The sequence below is a fragment of the Pyrodictium occultum genome, assembly GCF_001462395.1.
In the GTDB taxonomy this organism is placed as follows: domain Archaea; phylum Thermoproteota; class Thermoprotei_A; order Sulfolobales; family Pyrodictiaceae; genus Pyrodictium; species Pyrodictium occultum.
Genome location: NZ_LNTB01000001.1, coordinates 421,085 through 437,482, shown reverse-complemented (window position 1 = coordinate 437,482; position 16,398 = coordinate 421,085). Strand labels below are relative to the sequence as shown.

22 protein-coding genes and 1 tRNA gene are annotated in these 16,398 nt (G+C 63.6%); 13 read left to right on the top strand and 10 right to left on the bottom strand.

Going from position 1 to position 16,398, the window contains the following annotated elements:
* Window positions 1-6 precede the first annotated feature (6 nt).
* The 3 genes from iorA to CF15_RS08775 all read right to left on the bottom strand — a co-directional run bounded on the left by iorA (window position 7) and on the right by CF15_RS08775 (window position 3,670).
* Window positions 7-1,917, bottom strand: a complete 1,911-nt coding sequence (gene iorA / locus CF15_RS02395; RefSeq protein ID WP_070807870.1) for an indolepyruvate ferredoxin oxidoreductase subunit alpha — start codon at window positions 1,915-1,917, stop codon at window positions 7-9.
* Window positions 1,918-2,111: 194 nt separating this feature from the next.
* Window positions 2,112-3,524: a sodium:solute symporter family protein gene (locus CF15_RS02390; RefSeq protein ID WP_058370363.1), complete on the bottom strand. Its 1,413-nt coding sequence runs from the start codon at window positions 3,522-3,524 to the stop codon at window positions 2,112-2,114.
* Window positions 3,525-3,529: 5 nt separating this feature from the next.
* Window positions 3,530-3,670, bottom strand: a complete 141-nt coding sequence (locus CF15_RS08775; protein ID WP_168371218.1) for a hypothetical protein — start codon at window positions 3,668-3,670, stop codon at window positions 3,530-3,532.
* A gap of 115 nt (window positions 3,671-3,785) precedes the next feature.
* On the opposite strand from CF15_RS08775, the gene CF15_RS02385 reads away from it, so the two are divergent.
* Window positions 3,786-5,105, top strand: a complete 1,320-nt coding sequence (locus CF15_RS02385) for a phenylacetate--CoA ligase family protein (protein WP_201783074.1) — start codon at window positions 3,786-3,788, stop codon at window positions 5,103-5,105.
* 93 nt (window positions 5,106-5,198) lie between these two features.
* Window positions 5,199-6,368 (top strand): NOG1 family protein, encoded by a 1,170-nt coding sequence (locus CF15_RS02380; protein WP_168371217.1) that lies wholly within the window; start codon window positions 5,199-5,201, stop codon window positions 6,366-6,368.
* On the opposite strand, the gene rtcA is transcribed toward CF15_RS02380, so the two are convergent.
* Both rtcA and CF15_RS02370 read right to left on the bottom strand, forming a co-directional pair.
* Window positions 6,365-7,450, bottom strand: coding sequence for an RNA 3'-terminal phosphate cyclase (gene rtcA / locus CF15_RS02375; RefSeq protein ID WP_058370361.1), 1,086 nt, complete (start codon window positions 7,448-7,450; stop codon window positions 6,365-6,367). The genes CF15_RS02380 and rtcA overlap by 4 nt on opposite strands.
* 7 nt (window positions 7,451-7,457) lie before the next feature.
* Entirely contained in the window at window positions 7,458-7,976 is a 519-nt protein-coding gene (locus CF15_RS02370) for a nicotinamide-nucleotide adenylyltransferase (RefSeq protein WP_058370360.1), read from the bottom strand.
* A 152-nt stretch (window positions 7,977-8,128) separates the two neighbouring features.
* On the opposite strand from CF15_RS02370, the gene CF15_RS02365 reads away from it, so the two are divergent.
* From CF15_RS02365 to CF15_RS02355, 3 genes are read left to right on the top strand one after another with little or no spacing between them, the layout of a single operon-like run.
* Window positions 8,129-9,070 (top strand): RsmB/NOP family class I SAM-dependent RNA methyltransferase, encoded by a 942-nt coding sequence (locus tag CF15_RS02365; RefSeq protein WP_058370359.1) that lies wholly within the window; start codon window positions 8,129-8,131, stop codon window positions 9,068-9,070.
* Window positions 9,046-9,600, top strand: coding sequence for a hypothetical protein (locus CF15_RS02360; protein WP_058370358.1), 555 nt, complete (start codon window positions 9,046-9,048; stop codon window positions 9,598-9,600). Before CF15_RS02365 ends, CF15_RS02360 begins: the two co-directional genes overlap by 25 nt.
* Before the next feature lie 8 nt (window positions 9,601-9,608).
* Window positions 9,609-10,436 carry an FKBP-type peptidyl-prolyl cis-trans isomerase gene (locus tag CF15_RS02355; RefSeq protein WP_058370357.1) on the top strand — a complete coding sequence of 276 codons (828 nt, stop codon included), beginning with the start codon at window positions 9,609-9,611 and terminating at the stop codon, window positions 10,434-10,436.
* A 79-nt stretch (window positions 10,437-10,515) separates the two neighbouring features.
* Here CF15_RS02355 and CF15_RS02350 read toward each other — a convergent pair whose 3' ends face one another.
* Together CF15_RS02350 and CF15_RS02345 are read right to left on the bottom strand one after the other, a co-directional pair.
* On the bottom strand, window positions 10,516-11,028 hold the full coding sequence (locus CF15_RS02350) for a peroxiredoxin (RefSeq protein ID WP_058370356.1): 513 nt from the start codon (window positions 11,026-11,028) through the stop codon (window positions 10,516-10,518).
* 99 nt (window positions 11,029-11,127) lie between these two features.
* Window positions 11,128-11,421 (bottom strand): ferritin family protein, encoded by a 294-nt coding sequence (locus CF15_RS02345; RefSeq protein WP_058371348.1) that lies wholly within the window; start codon window positions 11,419-11,421, stop codon window positions 11,128-11,130.
* Between the two features lie 176 nt (window positions 11,422-11,597).
* Here CF15_RS02345 and CF15_RS02340 point away from each other — a divergent pair, with 176 nt between their 5' ends.
* On the top strand, window positions 11,598-12,059 hold the full coding sequence (locus CF15_RS02340; RefSeq protein ID WP_058370355.1) for a DUF1122 family protein: 462 nt from the start codon (window positions 11,598-11,600) through the stop codon (window positions 12,057-12,059).
* A gap of 124 nt (window positions 12,060-12,183) precedes the next feature.
* Here CF15_RS02340 and CF15_RS02335 read toward each other — a convergent pair.
* The 3 genes from CF15_RS02335 to CF15_RS02325 form a co-directional block, all read right to left on the bottom strand.
* Window positions 12,184-12,261: transfer RNA gene (locus CF15_RS02335), tRNA-Glu, on the bottom strand.
* Between the two features lie 35 nt (window positions 12,262-12,296).
* Window positions 12,297-12,608 (bottom strand): hypothetical protein, encoded by a 312-nt coding sequence (locus CF15_RS02330; RefSeq protein ID WP_168371216.1) that lies wholly within the window; start codon window positions 12,606-12,608, stop codon window positions 12,297-12,299.
* A gap of 110 nt (window positions 12,609-12,718) precedes the next feature.
* The gene (locus tag CF15_RS02325) at window positions 12,719-13,426 is read right to left on the bottom strand and encodes a 16S rRNA methyltransferase (RefSeq protein ID WP_058370353.1); all 708 of its coding nucleotides are present in this window, start codon (window positions 13,424-13,426) and stop codon (window positions 12,719-12,721) included.
* 85 nt (window positions 13,427-13,511) lie between these two features.
* Between CF15_RS02325 and CF15_RS09335 the strand changes: the two genes are divergently transcribed.
* The 7 genes from CF15_RS09335 to CF15_RS02295 all read left to right on the top strand — a co-directional run bounded on the left by CF15_RS09335 (window position 13,512) and on the right by CF15_RS02295 (window position 16,394).
* On the top strand, window positions 13,512-13,943 hold the full coding sequence (locus CF15_RS09335; RefSeq protein WP_236698190.1) for a ribonuclease P protein component 4: 432 nt from the start codon (window positions 13,512-13,514) through the stop codon (window positions 13,941-13,943).
* Window positions 13,825-14,169, top strand: a complete 345-nt coding sequence (locus tag CF15_RS02320) for a YhbY family RNA-binding protein (protein ID WP_338052283.1) — start codon at window positions 13,825-13,827, stop codon at window positions 14,167-14,169. The genes CF15_RS09335 and CF15_RS02320 overlap by 119 nt, the downstream gene beginning before the upstream one ends.
* A complete protein-coding gene (locus CF15_RS02315) occupies window positions 14,154-14,615 on the top strand; it encodes a 30S ribosomal protein S19e (protein ID WP_058370351.1) in 462 nt (153 codons plus the stop codon). The genes CF15_RS02320 and CF15_RS02315 overlap by 16 nt, the downstream gene beginning before the upstream one ends.
* A 153-nt stretch (window positions 14,616-14,768) precedes the next feature.
* The gene (locus CF15_RS02310) at window positions 14,769-15,116 is read left to right on the top strand and encodes a DNA-binding protein (protein WP_058370350.1); all 348 of its coding nucleotides are present in this window, start codon (window positions 14,769-14,771) and stop codon (window positions 15,114-15,116) included.
* Window positions 15,117-15,150: 34 nt separating this feature from the next.
* A complete protein-coding gene (locus tag CF15_RS02305; protein WP_058370349.1) occupies window positions 15,151-15,306 on the top strand; it encodes a 50S ribosomal protein L39e in 156 nt (51 codons plus the stop codon).
* Window positions 15,307-15,330: 24 nt separating this feature from the next.
* Entirely contained in the window at window positions 15,331-15,630 is a 300-nt protein-coding gene (locus CF15_RS02300; RefSeq protein WP_058370348.1) for a 50S ribosomal protein L31e, read from the top strand.
* An 86-nt stretch (window positions 15,631-15,716) separates the two neighbouring features.
* Window positions 15,717-16,394: a translation initiation factor IF-6 gene (locus tag CF15_RS02295; RefSeq protein ID WP_058370347.1), complete on the top strand. Its 678-nt coding sequence runs from the start codon at window positions 15,717-15,719 to the stop codon at window positions 16,392-16,394.
* Window positions 16,395-16,398: the final 4 nt, after the last annotated feature.

Genomic DNA, 16,398 nt, shown 5'->3' with positions numbered 1-16,398 from the left:
CCCTCCCTAGCTCGGCTTGGCTGTCCTCATAAGCTTCTCCCACTCCGCCGGAGGCTCATGGCTCGGCTTGAAGGCGCCGAAGGGGCAGACCTGGACGCACTCCCCGCAGCCGGTGCAGAGAGCAGGGTCTATCACAGCCTTGCCGCCCTCGCCCCTCATTATGGCGGGGCAGTTGAACACAGTGTAGCATATCCCGCAGCCGGTGCACTTCTCCTGGTCCACATAGTAGACAGGGGGCCTCACCCCCTGGCGGCGAGCCTGCTGGAGCGCCACTAGTATGCAGGCACCCCTCGCCACCAGCACCGCGGGCTTCCTCTCCTCGACCACGTAGCGCAGCGCCTCGAGCAGCTTCGCCTCCGAGTCCTTTACGTCGAAGGCGTCGCTAACCAACACCTTCTCTACACCAGCGCCCCTAGCCACGTCCTCTATCCTAACCTCCGGCGCCCTGTGGCCCTCCGCGTCAACACCCACCCCTGGGTGGGGCTGGTGCCCCGTCATCGCGGTGGTATGGTTGTCGAGCACTATCACGAGCATGGGCGCCCGGTTGTAGACAGCGTTCATTAGCCCGGTTACCCCGCTGTGGTAGAACGTGGAGTCCCCTATGATGGCTATTACTACCCTCCTATCGTCCCGGAGCGTGTGGGCCATGCCGCTGCCGGCGCTTATACTAGCCCCCATGTCTATAATGATATCCTGCATCTCGAAGGGCGGGAGTATGCCCAGGCTGTAGCAGCCTATATCCCCGCTGTAGACTGGCCGGAGCCTCAGCCTGTTCACGGCGCGGCGCAGGGCGTAGAAGAAGCTGCGGTAGGGGCAGCCGGCGCACAGCACCGGGGGCCTCGGGGGCAGCTTGACGCCGGGCTCCCAGGCCCCGCCCCCGGCCCAGGAGGGGGGCTCCCGGCCGAGGAGCTTCGCGAGCGCGGCCGCCACCACCCCCAGGCCCAGCTCCCCGTGGCGGGGTAGCAGCCTCTCGGGCCCACGCTTGCCCAGTATCCTGGCCCCGGAGCCCAGCTCGGCCGCGGCGGTCTTGAGCTGGATCTCTACAACCGGGTCGCCCTCCTCCACAACGAGTACGGTGTCGTGACTGAGCGCCTTCTCCGCCAGGGGCCCAGGCAGCGGCACTGGAGTGGCCAGGGCGTAGATGGTCACGTCCTCCTCGGCGCCAAGTATCCTTGCAGCCTCCCTGGCGTAGCGGTAGCCTATCCCCGAGGCCACTATCGCCACCGGCCCGTCCCCCTCGACGCGGTTGAGAGGGAACCCCGCGAGCTCCCTCCCAAGCCTGTCCCAGTCCTCCAGAAGCTCCAGCCGGTGCCTCCTGGCATACTCTGGTACCAGCGTCCACCGGGCCGGGTCCTTGGAGAACTCCCCCCGGGGCTCCAGGGCCTCTATGCTCACCGGCCCCGTCTCCACCGCCGCCCGGGTGTGCGCTATCCTCGTGGTGGTGCGGAGGAGGAAGGGCCTCCGGTAGCGGGCGCTGTACTCGAGCGCCAGCCGGGCCGCCTCCTTAGCGTCCTGCGCCCCCGTCGGCTCCACCACCGGCACGTAGGCGTGGAGCCCGTACCACCTATTGTCCTGCTCATTCTGGCTGCTCCACATCCAGGGGTCGTCGGCCGAGACTACAACCAGGGCGCCCCCGACCCCCAGGTAGGCGCTGCTGAAGAACGGGTCGGCCGCCACGTTGAGGCCGACATGCTTCATAGCGGCTATAGCCCTGGCACCGGTTATGGCGGCGCCCAGCGCGGCCTCCAGGGCAACCTTCTCGTTGACGCTCCACTCAACGTACGGCCTGCCCCCGTAGAGCCTTGAGGCCGCAGCCAGCGCCTCCACTATCTCGGTGCTCGGGGTGCCCGGGTAAGCGGCGGCGAACTGGACCCCGGCCTCCAGGAAGCCGCGGGCTATGGCCTCGTTACCCAGCATGAGCAGCCTCCTTCCAGGCGGCGCCGTGACACCCAGGTAGCGCGGCACGTCCTCCACCCAGCTAGGGTCTCGGCCTTGAACGGGTCCCGCAGGGGGCTAGAAGTGGGAGGTTTAAGGGGCTTGCCGCTGCCACTACACCCCTCCGGCGGGAAAACAGCTGGCCAGTGAACCGGGCCCCCGGGGGCGTAATGGCTCTAGGCCCCTCTGCGGGATAGGGCCCGGCCGCAGGGGGCAGCGATGCTAGCCGCGATGTAAGCCGCCAGCGAGGCAGCGATGGTGACGGCGAAGCTGAGGTCTGCGAGCGGTGCGGCAATGTGGGCGGCCCTCGAAGCCCCGTAGGCGAGCGCCACCAGTGCCCCCACCAGCGAGGATGCCACCACGGCTGCCCTGCTACGAGCCCCCATCACGGTGGCTACAACGGGCACCAGGAAGGCGCCGGCTGTGAGAGTCCACCCGGTCTTGAATATAGTTGTAACCGCGCTCGCCAGCTCCTTCGGCAGGGAGAGGGTGGCCACAGCTATGCCGGCGGCCACTATCATTGAGAGGAAGCTGGCTGCACGCAGGGCTCTGGTATCCCTCACACCTAGCACATCGTATATCACGGCGCTCCCTACGGTGAGCGCTATCGAGTCAGCGGTGCTCATTGCGGCTGCGAGCACAGCCGCCGAGAACATGGCAGCCCCCACCGGCCCCATGACAATGCTCGCCAGCGCTGGTATAGCCTTCAAGGGGTCCGAGGGCGGGTGGCTCTGGAGGATGACCGCCGCGGCCAGCCCGGAGAGGAAGCTGCCATACGTCACTATGAAGGCGAAGAGGGTTGCTATCCCCGTGGCGCGGCGCACAACCCTAGGGCCACGGGCGGTGTAGAACCTGTTAACCAGCTGTGGCAGCCCCCAGACAGCGATGCTGGTCAGCAGCGCTAGGTCGAATATGAGCCTAAGGTTTATCTTACTCGGCGGGAGCGCCGGCTTAGCGTTCTCCAGGGCTGCTAGGCCCCCGGCATGCCCGAGGGAGAACGCCAGCAGGACAGCCACGCCCGCGGCCACTATCACGCCCTGGAGGGTGTCCGTCCACGCCACGCTGTACATGCCCCCGAGGGCCACGTAGACAGCCATTATGGCGGCTATCACGAAGGCCGCGGCCGCCAGGTTCACGTGGAACACGGTCCCAACCATTGCCGCCGCGCCGCTTATCACGGTGGCGGCATAGAGCGTGAGACCTACCGCGGCCATTAGGCCTAGTAGCCTCTGCAGCCCCCTGCTCGAGTAGATCCTCCCGAAGAGCTCCGGCACCGTTAGGGCGTTGTGCTCCAGGCTCAGCGTGTTTATCCTGCGCCCCAGGAGCATGAAGGTGGCTAGGGCACCGAGCACAACATTGAAAAGGGGTATCAGGAGGCTCGGCTGGCCCCACATGTACGCCCAGGCGCCGCCGACGACTATAACAACGCTCGAGAAGTAGGTGGCGCCGAAGGTGAAGGCTAGCAGCCAGTCGCCTATCTCCCTATTAGCCACCAGGAAGCCCTCTATCGTATCCGCCTTGGACTTGAAGACGGCGCCGAGGGCTAGGCTGGCAGCCAGGTAGGCCGCGACAACGCTCTCTGAGATCAAGGGGGCTACTCCACCTCTACCCGCCTACTCCTACTCTCATCGATAATGCCTGTGGCGGCCTCCGAGGCGCCGCCGGAGAGGCTGTACGCAAACCCGGCTATGACGGCTGCAAACCCGGCTATGAGGGCTGCCAGAAGCAACGCCATGGCCCGGCCCCCACGCCTCCAGGGGCCGGGCTGCAGTGCTAAAAGTTTTAGCGGTGGGCTTCCAGGGGGCAAGCATTTAGGCTGGAGCCCCCCAGCACTCGGCCTAGGAGCCCCGGTGGTCGCGGTGGCTGGGAAGCCGAGGATCCTGCATCCCATAGAGAGGGCCAGCCGGGAGGAGATAGAGAAGATCCAGCTCCAGCGGCTGCGGGAGACCGTGAAGAGGGCCTACGAGAACGTGCCGTTCTACCGCAAGAAGCTGAGGGAGGCGGGTGTACGCCCCGAGGACGTGAAGAGCCTGGAGGACGTGAGAAAGCTCCCCTTCACAGTGAAGAACGACCTGCGGGAGAACTACCCCTACGGGCTCTTCGCAGTCCCCCTCAGCGAGATCCTAGAGGTGCATGCCAGCAGCGGCACCACGGGCAAGCCGACCGTTGTGGGCTACACTAGGAGGGACCTCGACAACTGGGCCGAGCTCATGGCCCGCAGCCTGGCAGCGGCAGGCGTGACGAGGGAGGACATAGTGTACATAGCGCTTGGCTACCACTGGTTCACCGGAGGCCTCGGCTTCCACTATGGGGCCCAGAGGCTCGGAGCCCTAGCGGTGCCGGCGGGCACGGGGTTCACACAGCGCCACGTGATGATGATAAGGGACCTCGGCGCCACGGTTCTAGCGGCGGTGCCCAACTACGCTCTCCGCCTCGCCGAGGTAGCCCTCGAGATGGGTGTCGACCCGGCCCGCGACACCAAGGCCAGGACGGGGGTCTTCGGCGCCGAGATGTGGAGCGAGGAGCTTAGGAGGAGGATAAACAAGCTGTGGGACATGGACAGCTACGATATCTATGGTATGAGCGAGCTCTACGGCCCCGGCACAGCCATGGAGTGCCACCTTCACGACGGGCTCCACGTCTGGGAGGACCACTACCTGGTGGAGGTCGTGGACCCGAAGACCGGCGAGCCGGTGGAGCCGGAGGAGAAGGGTGTGCTGGTCGTAACCCCGCTCACACACGATGCCATGCCTCTCCTCCGCTACTGGACCAATGACATAACCTTCATCTATGACAGCAGGAGCTGCGACTGTGGAAGGACTATGAGGCGTATAGGCAGGATAGTGGGCAGGGCGGACGACATGCTTGTGATTAATGGTGTGAACGTGTTCCCCTCTGCGGTGGAGGAGGTGCTTCTCAGCGAGCCCCGGGTGAACCACCACTACCAGATAGTGGTTGAGCGCGAGGGCAACCTGGACAGGATGTACGTGTTCGTGGAGGCTGCCAGGAAGATGAGCGAGGAGGAGAAGCAGCGGCTGGCCTCGGAGCTGCAGTACAGGCTACACGAGGTCCTCATGATAAACCCGAGGGTGCGGGTACTGGACCCCGGCGAGCTGCCGCGCCAGGAGGGCGGCAAGGCCAAGAGGGTGATCGACCGGAGGAGGCTCTAGCACTCCGGGGCGGTCACCGCTGCTCCTATCCAGATACCAGATATGATAGGGACCCCTCCCTGCAGTGCCCTCTTCCCGTTCAAGGCCTCCTTCTTGATAAGGGGCCCGGGGGAGCCTAGGCTCCCCGTGGGGGTCCTAGTGGCGTCAACACTGGAGCCGGAGGAGCTACCGTGGCTACGCCGCCACCGGGAGATGCAGCGGCTAGTGGAGACCGTTAGGAGGCTCAGGGAGACCCATGTATACAGCTCAGAGGAGATAGTGAGGATTGTGGGGGAGAGGTACCGGCGTGTCAAGCCGCGGCGCCGGGGGCTGCGGGGCAGGATAGAGCTGGAGCTGCGCAGGCTCGAGGTGGTGTTCAACGTATCCTACTCCCGCCTCGTGCAGGTGGCCCGCCTTCCCTCGACCAGGGAGATGAGCGAGTTCCACCGGGCCCTGGTGCTCAGCTTCGTCGGGGATGAGTATGACGAAGCACTGAAGGCTGTGCGCAGGGCGCTCCGCGTGATAAGGGAGTTCTGGAACCAGTACCGCCTCCTCATAGCCTCCTCCCAGGACGCCCGGGAGGCGGCCCAGCTGAGGAGGGAGGGGAGCGGCCGCATCCTCTCCGTGGTCAGGAGGCTGAGGAGGAGGCTCGAGGTCCTCGAGAGAGTGAGGAGGGAGCTGCTGCGCACCCACGTGGTCTCCGAGGGCCTCCCGATAGTGGTTGTGGCGGGGATACCCAGCGCTGGCAAGTCCACCCTTGTCCGCCGCCTCTCGACAGCGGAGCCGGAGGTGGCGGCCTACCCGTTTACCACCAAGACGGTTATAGTCGGGAAGGCTCGTGTGGGAAGCATCTACTTCTACATGGTTGATACCCCCGGCATACTTGAGAGGCCGGTGGAGCAGCACAACGAGATAGAGAGGAAGGCCTATGCCGCCCTCAAGTCGCTCCCGGACATAGTGCTCTTCCTAGTAGACCCGTCGCCCGAGAAGGTGCAGGACACCGAGAGCCAGATGAAGCTCCTCAGGGAGATATACCATGGCATAGTGGAGGGCCGGGGCGCGGGCCTCCTGGTAGCGGTGAACAAGGTGGATGCCACGCCTAGAGAGTGGCTGGAGGAGACCCTGGACACGGTCTCGGGCGCGCTTCAAGGAATCGGGTCCGCGAGCCTCTGCTCCCCCCGGCCCTTGTTCATCTCAGCCGTTACCGGGGAGGGCCTCGGCGAGCTGCTCGACGTCGTGCAGCGCTGCCTCCGGGCGAAGACGCCCTGGCTCTTCGGCGGCTAGCCCCTGCGCTGGTAGCATATCCCACCGACTCGGAGGAGGAAGGGCTTCTCCAGCTCTCCCCCCTCCATTAGCTCCATGCGGGCCTCGGGAATCAGGCGCTTCACGACCTCTATGTTTGTCCAGGCGTGCATGGTGAGCCTCGCGCCGCCTAGCATGGACTCGCCACAGGCCAGCGCTGCGTAGGGTATGAGCATGTCAGAGGCGTGCCGGTCCAGCGCCATGCCGGTGGATAGGTCCTCGAGAAGCTTCTCCGCGGCTTCTCCGCCGACCTTCTCCGCGGGCTTGCCCTTAGCTCCCAGAGAGTCGCCTCCCAGTACGCTGTTCTCCGTATACGCCCAGACCACTATCCCGCTCCCAGGGCCCAGGTGTGGGTCGCGGCCGGGCTCGTACCACTCGGTCTCGATGCTGACGGGTACACCCGGGTACTTCGACTCTATGAGCTTCTTGGCTGCCCTGGCCTGCCTCTCGGCCACGTGCCTCGGTAGCCGGACGGCGTGGCTCAGTCCCTCGAAAGCCTTCACAGCCCCGGCGCGGTCGAGCCTCGCCGCAGCGAGCCTCCCCGGGGGCTCCGGCACCTCCACCACGACTATCCCGCCTCCCCGGGGATAGTGGCCCCTTCTCCGCAGGATGACGCGGAACCGGTAGCCCATCCTCTCCAGGAGCCTGGACAGCACGAACCTGACATAGTCTATAGGGGGGCTCCAGGGCACGTCGGTGCCTCCCCTTATCTCGAGCTCGACCGGCCCAGGCGCGTAGGCCAGGACCGGGAGGACGGCCTGGAGCACCAGGGTGATGCTCCCAGCCGTCCCTATGTCGAAGCGGAAGCGGCCGCCCCGGAGCCCCCCTGGCAGGAATGTCAGCTCCGTAGAGCCCAGCCGGAGCCCCTCAACCCTCGCCCCGGAGACCTCTGCCACGGCCCTCACGGAGGTGAGGTGCTGACGCTGGAGCCCGGGCCGGGGCCTCTTCGCTCTAATGTTTACTATCCTCACGGGCCTGCCGAGGAGGGCTGAGAGGGCCAGGGTGGTCCGCAGTATCTGGCCGCCCCCCTCCCCCATGCTGCCATCGATTACAACCGGCTCCATGGCGGCCCTAGTCCCTCCTGGATATGGTTGTGAGCCTCTCGACCCCCTTAACCTCGTCTATGAACCTGGCCACGCTCGGGGGCACGAGCATCCTCCAGGACTCGTCGCCCATGAGCATCAGCTCCCGTATCCTCGTGGCGCTGTACTCCCTGCGGCTGAAGGCGGGCGGGGCCTCTACCGGGTAGCCGTACTCCGTGAAGAGCCTCTCCACGAGCGGGTTCCTGGTGAACACTACGTGGAAGCGCGGGAGGAGCAGCTCCAGGTACCTAGGCCATACATGGTTCATAGCGATGTCCGGGACCGGGATTATCATGATGCGCGACGCGTCGACCCCCGCGTCGCGGAGGCCCAGCCGCAGCATCTCGATCCTCTCCCCGGCGGTGAAGGGGTTTCGGAGCGTGTGGCTCTCCTGCGCCGAGCCAACAACCACTACCAGCTCGTCGACGCGGTCGAGGCACCACTTTATAACCTCTATATGGCCCCAATGGGGAGGCTGGAAGCGCCCGACAAAGAGGCCGCGCTTCAAGGCCCCCGCCTCCATCCGCGCCAGGCCGCCCCTAAGGCTCCTCGATCCCTTCTGGGGGTGCCACGGTCCTGGCTGCCGGGAAAACAGTCTACCGCAGGGCTCTGGAGAGGCTGGAGACGCTGCTCAGGGGGCTGGAGCGGGACGAGGAGCTATTGACCCGGGCGAGGGAGCTGGCGTCGAGGTACAGCTTTATCCACATTCACCAGGCCCTCCGCTACCTAGCCCTCCTAGGCGGGGAGGCTGAGAGACTCCTCTCCATAGGCGAGAAGGACGTGATGAAGACTATAAGGGTTAACACTCTGCTCACCAGTGTTGAGGAGCTTGAGGAGAGGCTGGCCGCTAAGGGCGTCGTGACCAGGCGCCACCCATACATATGGTACGGCCTCGTCGTCGAGGAGACACCCTACTCCATAGGTGCGCTCCACGAATATATGCAAGGCCTCTACACTATCCAGGGCCCGGCCTCGATGATGGCGGTGCCTGCCCTCCGGCCCGAGGAGGCGGGCAGGATAGCAGACATGTGCGCGGGCGCGGGCGTTAAGACTAGCCAGATAGCCCAGCACAACCCCGAGGCCCCTATACTGGCCCTTGACATTAATTCAAGGAAGCTGCTAGCATTGAAGAACAATATGAGCAGGCTGGCGGTATTCAACGTGGCAGCACTCCACATGGACGCTAGGCGGCTCCCGGGGCTGGGGCGTTTCGACGCAGTACTCCTCGACGCTCCCTGCAGCGGCGAGGGCCTCCTCCCCTTCCCCCGGGGCCGGTGGAGGAGGAGTTTCAGCGACATACTCTCCAGGGTGGAGCTGCAGCTGCAGCTTCTCGACGCAGGGCTCGACGCCCTGGAGCCTGGTGGAGTACTGGTATACGCCACGTGCAGCATAGCTGTAGAGGAGAACGAGTACGTGGTCAACACCCTCCTAGAGGCCCGCGGGGACTTCGTGGTGGAGGAGCCCCGCGTGCCCGGGGACCCAGGCGTGACTAGCTACATCGGCCTCCGCCTCGACCCCTCGCTTTCAAGGTGCAGGCGCTTCCTCCCCCACCGGCACCGCACGGAGGGCTTCACTATATGCAGGCTGGTGAAGACTGGGTAGCCTGCAGCCCCAGGGCCAGAGGGGAGCTAGAGAAGCTGCTCAGCTGCCTCGGCGTACCCAGGAGCCTCGAGGATCTGGGCCTGGGGCTGCTCTGCAGGAGAAGGGATAACGGTGTAGAGGACATCTACGCCCTGTCAAGGCCCCTTGCCGCGGCGCTCGCGGGGCTGCCCGACGCCGCCCGCGGGGCGCTCGCCTCGGTGGGTGTGCATGTAGCCAGGCTCCGCCAGGGGAGGCTCATCCCGCTTCTCGGCCTCTGCTCGCTCCTAGCTAGGCACCGGCTGAGGCCCAGCCGCGGCCTAGCCGTTGTGGGGGAGAAGGGAGAGAAGCTCTTCCTCTACGGCCGCGACGTGCTCCCCGAGTCGATACTCCGCTACACCCCGATGCCAGGAGTAGAGTGCTCCCGATACCCCGTCCTCGTGGCTAACGCTCGTATGGAGCCACTCGGCTGGGGGCGGTCGCGCAGACGCCGCGACAGAATTTATATCGAGAACATAGTGGACGCTGGCTGGTACCTTAGAAGCGGGGTGTGAAGGCAGCGATGCCGCTAGAGGATGGGGCCTTCGCGCTCATCGAGTACACGCTTCGGGTCAAGGATACTGGTAGGGTAGTCGACACAACCAGTGAGGAGGAGGCGCGGAAGGCCGGCATATACGATCCCAAGGACCGGTATGGGCCGCGCCTAGTCATAGTGGGCGAGGGCCGCCTCATACCAGGGCTTGAGAAGGCAATCCGGGAGATGAGTGAGGGTGAGGAGAGGGAGATCGAGATACCCCCCGAGGAGGCTTTCGGCAAGAGAGACCCGGAGAAGATAAAGATAATACCAAAGGGCCAGTTCATAAAGAGCGGGGTGTTCCCCGAGCCGGGGAAGATAGTGGAGATTAACAGCCAGTTGGCAGTGATAAGGAGTGTGACCGGCGGCAGAGTGGTAGTTGACTTCAACCACCCGCTGGCTGGGAAGACCATAGTAGCAAAAGTCAAGGTAGTAAAGGTGCTCAGGAGCCCGGAGGAGAAGCTCCAGCACCTCATACTGAGGCGCACGCCACCCTCTATAACTCCGGAGGATGTGAAAGTGAGCTACGACGCCGAGGCGAAGACAGCTAGGGTAGAGCTCAGCGAGAAGGTGTTCGGGATAAACGACTTCCAGGTGGTTAAGCGGATAGTGATAATGGAGGCCTACAAGTACATGAAGAATGATCTAAAGGCTATAGAGTTCGTGGAGAGGATGAGGTTCCCCGAAGAAGAGAGGGAGGCCGGCGAGAAGGAGGGAACAACCGCTGGCAGGCAGGGCCAGGAGGCCGGCGGCGAGGCGGGCAGCGAGAAGCCCGGCAAAGAGGCCGGCGGGGAGCAGAAGGAGCAGAAAGAGTAGCCTCAGCTTCTCCACCGGCTATTTTAGGCCAGGACAGGCGGCAGGGGAAACGCCAGCCCCAAGGTTGCTTCTCCCCCCTCTAGCCCTCCCCAGCCAGCCTCTTCACTGCCTCGAGCGCCAGGTCGGCATGCTTCTCGGCCGGCCTTATGTTCTTCAGAACCTCTACTATCCTGCCCTCCTTGTCTATTATGAATGTCACCCGCTGGGCGCTCGGCCTCTTGGTACCCTCCTTGAGCACTCCATAGAGCCGGGCTATCTCGCCCTCCGGGTCGCTAAGCAGGGTGAAGCGCAGGCCCAGCTTCTCGGCGAACCTTCGATTCCTCTCGGGCGGGTCTGTGGAGACGCCCAGCACCACAGCGCCGAGACGCTCGAACTCGTCGAGAAGCTCGTTGAACCTCTGAGCCTCCCTCGTACATCCCGGTGTCATGGCACGGGGGTAGAAGTAGAGCACCACTATCCTGCCCCGGAGCTCGTCGAGCCGCAGCTTGGAGCCGGTGTGCGTGACCGCCTCGAATACCGGGGCCTCGGATCCGGGCTCAAGCACCACGGCTACCAGGCCTCCCCGGGTGCAGGGGTGGAGCCGCTTTAACATGGGTATAAAAGCCGGTGGGCGTGTGGCCCCGGCCCCGTGGGTGGGTGCTGCAGGGCTCTCCGGAGCAGAGAAGAGTGGCCAGCAGAGGTGGGCGCTCCTCTAGGACTCTCTCCGCTCCTCAAGCATCTCCTCTACTTCTCGGAAGCCCTTCTCGAGCTCCTCTGCCTGATCCGGGTCAAGCCGCTTCAGCAGGGCGAGGAACTCACCTACGTGAGTCTTCTCCTCTCTCGCAACATCCTCGAAGACCTTCCTCGCAGCTCTATCCTGGGTGCGCCGCGCCACCTGGAGGTAGAAGCTTATAGCGTCAAGCTCAGCTATAATAGCTAGGCGCACGGCGTCAGCCAGGTCGCCGCCTGCGAGTACATCCCTTGTTACATCTAGCGGGTGCTTCATGAACAAGGCTCGTAGCCTGGTAAGGGTGTAGGAGGGGCTGGCAGTTAATGCATAATCGATTGTGAGAAGCTCTTCAGGAGATGAAACACCGCCACCCCCATTAGATCGGGGCCCTCCAGGACCCCCTGGCGCAAGCCCCAAGGGAGATGAATGAGACGAGTGGGGTGTAGACAGCAATGGCTAGGCTTGAGACGCTGGTAGCCCTCCTGAAGCGGATGGGCCTCAAGCCCCAGCCACTCCGCAAGCCAAGGATACGAGAGATGCACGACGTGGAAGTACTCGCCGAGAACCACCACCTAGCATACATAAGGCTCTTCGAGGGCCGCCCACCCTACTACCGGGGCTGGCTCGAGATCTACGGCATAGACTGGAGCAGAGCCCGTCAAGGTCTGCTAGAGAAGCTTGTAGAGGCAGCCTCTGGGGCTCTAGAGCCCGGCGAGACATTGTTCATAGAGTACGCCGGCGACAGAGACACTGATACGCTGCTAGACAGGGGAGCCAGGCCCGAGGAGACATGGATAGGCAGGATGCTAGCCGCCCATGGGTTCACCGGTATAGCCGACATGTACTTCCCCGAGGGCTTCATGGAGGGAGGCCCGAAGCTTAGAGCAGTGAAACCCCTCAGCGGCCGGAAGTGAGGATCCCTCAGCATGTTCTCCTGAGGACCCAGCCCCCGCCAGTGTAACGGCGTGAACATGTAATGTAGGCCTTGCCGCTGGAGACCTATGCGCGATGCGGCGCCTCATGGGGGTTGGTTATGGGTGGTGCCGCGGCCGGGATTTGAACCCGGGTCACGGGCTCGAGAGGCCCGCATACTTGGCCGGGCTATACTACCGCGGCACGCCGCGCAGCCGCCGTTCCATCCATGCTGATGGCTAAGAGGGCTCCTGGGGGTTTATATTGATTGTTCTCCTTCTCGCCCTAAGATAGCGCTCGTAGAGCAGGTCTACCAGTAAGCCTGCCGCCGAGAGCTGCGCGAGGTCGAGCATAGCTGACGCGTGGCCCCTCCTATCAACGAAGACGTCTAGGCCCGGCTTAAGGGCCAGCTGGAGGCCGTAAGTAGATATGTAGGCCTTCACATAGGCCACGTGCAACAGCGCTATGATTGTAAGGAGTAGCCTCCGCAGCGACGGCGCTATGCCGAGGGCCACTAGTATGAGTACGAGCACTATGTTGAAGAGCTCCAACCCCTGTATAAAAGCGAGTGTGCTGCTGGGTATTAGCATGTACAGCGCGGATGCCAAGGGGGATGCGCCTCCCCATCCAGGCGCTGCGGCCCCTCCAGGGGCCCGGCGAGCTAAATTAGGTTGAGCATGTCCGCTGCTAGGGCTAGGAAGTGGGATACAACGGTCCACGTGTCCAGCGGCTTTCCACGGTATATGCTGTAGATCCTCGTGGCAAGCCTCTTGGTCTCCTCGGTGAAGTCTCCGTGGGGGAATGCGCCGACAACGACGGCGGCTCTGGGGGCCTTCTCCAGAGCCTCCTCGGCCACCTCTCGGAGCCTCCTCGGCTCCCCGTCCTCGGAGAGCAGTATTACATAGCTGGCCCCCACCTCTTCCAGGAGGCGCTCCAGCTTCATTGGCTTCAGCCAGAGGAGCGGCTTGCCCTTGGGGGGCACCCGCCCCAGCTCTAAGAGCTGCTCCATAAGCCCCGTGAACCGGTTGTAGTTTCTGGGCAGCCTGGTGGAGGGGTCTACGAACACTACGTAGTCGTTCAGCGTGTGCACGTATACCTCGAGGAGCCCCTCCCGGTTGAGGGGGCTGCTGAGCGCCTCGAGGAGAGAGAAGTGGACTATATCGGGCCTGCCCCTCTTCTCCGCGCCGGGTAGCTTCTTCATTGCCTGGTGGTGAATGCTCCTGTCGAGCAGGATGCTGCTCGGCGGCTTCCCTCTCCTCCTGGCGCTCTTGTAGACGGCGGGGTGCCCCCAGATCTCCCTCGGCACTGTCTCCAGGGCCGCCTCGGCTAGCACGAGTTTAACTCTGGGCTTCTCCCCGCTACGCTGCATCCTTCACCGGGCACCTCGCTGGGGTGGTGGCCAGAGCGTGGCTCGGAGACCGAGGAGCGCTAAGGAGTTTGCCCGCGACATAGCGATGCAGGCAGTACATAGGCTCTATAGGCTCGCTGTAGACGCTGCTAGGCGGGGCGACGTAGACTACGCCAGGGCACTGGTGAGGGAGGCGGATGAGCTGAGGAGGAGGTTACGGCTCCCCAAGCCCTGGGTGCTCCGCCGCGGTGTCTGCCGTGGCTGTGGTGCACCGCTAGTCCCAGGCATCACCGCGCGTGTCCGCCTCGTCCGGGATGGGAGGGTTACGAGGCTGGTCGTGGCATGCCTTATATGCGGGTACCTGCACCGCTATATCGTAAGGGTCCGGAGGAGCCGTGCGGAGGGGGCATCTATCAAGGCTGAAGGAGCTGGTTCAGCAGGGGCCCGCGGACGTGATCATAGGGAAGAACGGGCTGAGCGAGGGCGTGCTGGGCGAGATAGACCGCCGGCTGAAGGAGAAGAGCATAGTGAAGGTTAAGGCCCTCAAGAGCGCCATAAAGGTCACGGGGCTAGACCGTAGGGAGCTCGCTCGTCGGGTGGCCGAGAGGCTGGGGGCCCGGCTGCTCGACGTGAGGGGCCGCACCTTTGTCCTCTATCGGCCGGAGCCGCGGCGGGAGCGCCCAGAGGCTAATGTAAGGAATAAAATACGGTCCAGCCGGGAGCGGGGCGCAGTGGGGAGGAGGACGGTATGGTCACAGCGCTAGAGGTCCCAGCCGACCTGCTCATAGAGCGTTTGGCCCAGAAGCTGAAGCAGATGCCCCAGATAAGGCCCCCCGTCTGGGCCTACTACGCGAAGACCGGGGTGCACAAGGAGAGGCCCCCGGAGGACCCCGACTGGTGGTACTACCGCGCGGCCTCGATACTCAGGAAGCTCTATAAGCGTGGCACCCCCGTGGGCGTTGAGAGGCTCCGCACCGCCTACGGCGGCAGGGTGAACCGCGGCGTAGCCCCGGAGCACTTCGCCAAGGGCTCCGGCTCCGTGGTGAGGAAGATACTCCAGCAGCTCGAGCGCGCAGGACTCGTAGTGAAGGTGAGGGGTAGGGGCCGCAGCCTAAGCCCCAGAGGCCGCAGCCTGCTCGACAACACCGCCTACGAGATACTGAAGGAGCTTGCTGAGAAGAACCCCGCCCTCCGCAAGTACCTCGCCTAGAGGCGGCATCCCTGTTTCCTGAGAGGCCCTCAGAGCATTCTCGCGGCTCTGCAGCCTCTGGGGGCTGGAGGATACTTCGGGGCCTGCATAGTCTCAGCCCTAAACCCTAAGTAGAACCTGCTCCCTAAAAGCCCCGGGGGGGTGTGTGGGGCAGTGTCCGACTACTACGACGAGGATCTCGAGGCTATCAAGAGGAAGAAGCTGGAGGAGCTGCAGCGCCGGCTCCAGATGGAGGAGGAGATGCGCCGCCGCCGGCAGGAGGAGGCCGCGAGGAGGGAGGCGCTCCTTCGCAACATACTGACGCCGGAGGCTAGGGAGAGGCTCGCCAACGTGAAGCTCGTGAGGCCCGAGCTAGCCAGAGCCGTCGAGGACAATATAATAGCGCTTGTGCAGGCGGGACAGCTGCAGCCGCCAGTCGGCGAGGATGTTGTAAAGAGGCTCCTTGAGGCCATATACGAGAGGACGAGGCGCGAGCCGCGTATAAAGATTAAAAGAAAGTAGCCCCGGGGGCCGTGATGCACGGGGGCTAGGTGGTATGGCTCGCTTCAAGCCGCTGGGTAAGAAGCTGAGGCTCGCCAGGGCACTCAAGCAGAACCGGGCAGTGCCCATATGGGTGGTGATAAGGACTAGCAGGAGGTTCCGCGACCACCCGAAGCGCAGGCACTGGAGGAGGGTGAAGCTCAAGGCCTAGTAGCGCTGATGGGGGTGCGTCCCGGTGCCCAAGGATAAGAAGGAGGCGGTATACACCATACCCCTATCCCGCGTCTACTGGGGGCGCCGCGTTAACCGGGCGGCCCGTGCGGTAAAGCTTCTACGGAGGTTCATAGCTAGGCACTTCGGCGTAGACCCGTCTGACGTAGTGATACATGCAAGCGTCAACGAGTACATATGGTCTCGCGGGATAGAGAAGCCGCCACGCCGCATAACAGTGAAGGCCGTTAAGGACGAGGAGACCGGCAGGGTTAAGGTTCTCCTCCTCCGCAGGAGGAAGGAGGCTGCCAAGGCCCAGGCCTAGAGTTTTGCCCCGGCTCGCTTCATCCTCCTGAGGCAGTACTCCTAATTATCCTAGGCTCGTGGAGCAGCGATCCCAGGGGACGCTGATTGATCGAATACATGAACGTGCATGGGAACCCGAACATAGGTGTCTACATATTTGCTAACAATAAGATAGCGCTGGTCCCGCCTACGATAACTGAGAAGGATAGGAAGAAGGTTGCCGACGTTCTCGGCGTGGAAGTGGTCGCTGTCAAGATAGCCGACATGATTATCAATGGCGTCATGGTGGCGGGGAATGACCGGGGCCTCCTCCTCCCGAGGATTATAAAGCCCGAGGAGTATGATGAGCTGAAGGAATACATTGGTGATGCGGTTAGGCTGGAGATACTCGAGATTAGGCAGACGGCTCTCGGGAACCTTATAGCGGCTAACAACTATGGCGCATTGGTGTCGCCCACTATTGATAAGCCTGCTCTCGAGAAGATTAAGAACGTGTTGGGTGTTGAGGCTGTCTACCAGAGGCATCTAGCAGACATACCTACCGTGGGCTCCATGATCGTTGTCACGGATCGTGGCGGGGTGGTGCATCCGGGAGTCAGCGAGGAGGAGAGGAAGCTTCTCAGCAACATATTCCGCGTGGAGGTATCTACAGCTACCGTCAACTTTGGCCTCTACTTCGTGAAGGCAGGGCTCGTGGCTAATAACAAGGGAGCGCTCGTAGGCGACGAGACTACAGGCCCGGAGCTTATGAGGATCCAGCAAGCCTTAAGACTTGGAGGCTAGCGCT

Bases quoted from the DNA above. Each gene is read 5' to 3' on its own strand.
- iorA (WP_070807870.1), bottom strand. From the start codon at position 1,917: ATGCTGGGTAACGAGGCCATAGCCCGCGGCTTCCTGGAGGCCGGGGTC.
- CF15_RS08775 (WP_168371218.1), bottom strand. From the start codon at position 3,670: ATGGCGTTGCTTCTGGCAGCCCTCATAGCCGGGTTTGCAGCCGTCATA.
- rtcA (WP_058370361.1), bottom strand. From the start codon at position 7,450: ATGGAGCCGGTTGTAATCGATGGCAGCATGGGGGAGGGGGGCGGCCAG.
- CF15_RS02360 (WP_058370358.1), top strand. From the start codon at position 9,046: ATGCAGGCTGGTGAAGACTGGGTAGCCTGCAGCCCCAGGGCCAGAGGG.
- CF15_RS02355 (WP_058370357.1), top strand. From the start codon at position 9,609: ATGCCGCTAGAGGATGGGGCCTTCGCGCTCATCGAGTACACGCTTCGG.
- CF15_RS02350 (WP_058370356.1), bottom strand. From the start codon at position 11,028: ATGTTAAAGCGGCTCCACCCCTGCACCCGGGGAGGCCTGGTAGCCGTG.
- CF15_RS02345 (WP_058371348.1), bottom strand. From the start codon at position 11,421: ATGAAGCACCCGCTAGATGTAACAAGGGATGTACTCGCAGGCGGCGAC.
- CF15_RS02340 (WP_058370355.1), top strand. From the start codon at position 11,598: ATGGCTAGGCTTGAGACGCTGGTAGCCCTCCTGAAGCGGATGGGCCTC.
- CF15_RS02325 (WP_058370353.1), bottom strand. From the start codon at position 13,426: ATGCAGCGTAGCGGGGAGAAGCCCAGAGTTAAACTCGTGCTAGCCGAG.
- CF15_RS09335 (WP_236698190.1), top strand. From the start codon at position 13,512: ATGCAGGCAGTACATAGGCTCTATAGGCTCGCTGTAGACGCTGCTAGG.
- CF15_RS02315 (WP_058370351.1), top strand. From the start codon at position 14,154: ATGGTCACAGCGCTAGAGGTCCCAGCCGACCTGCTCATAGAGCGTTTG.
- CF15_RS02305 (WP_058370349.1), top strand. From the start codon at position 15,151: ATGGCTCGCTTCAAGCCGCTGGGTAAGAAGCTGAGGCTCGCCAGGGCA.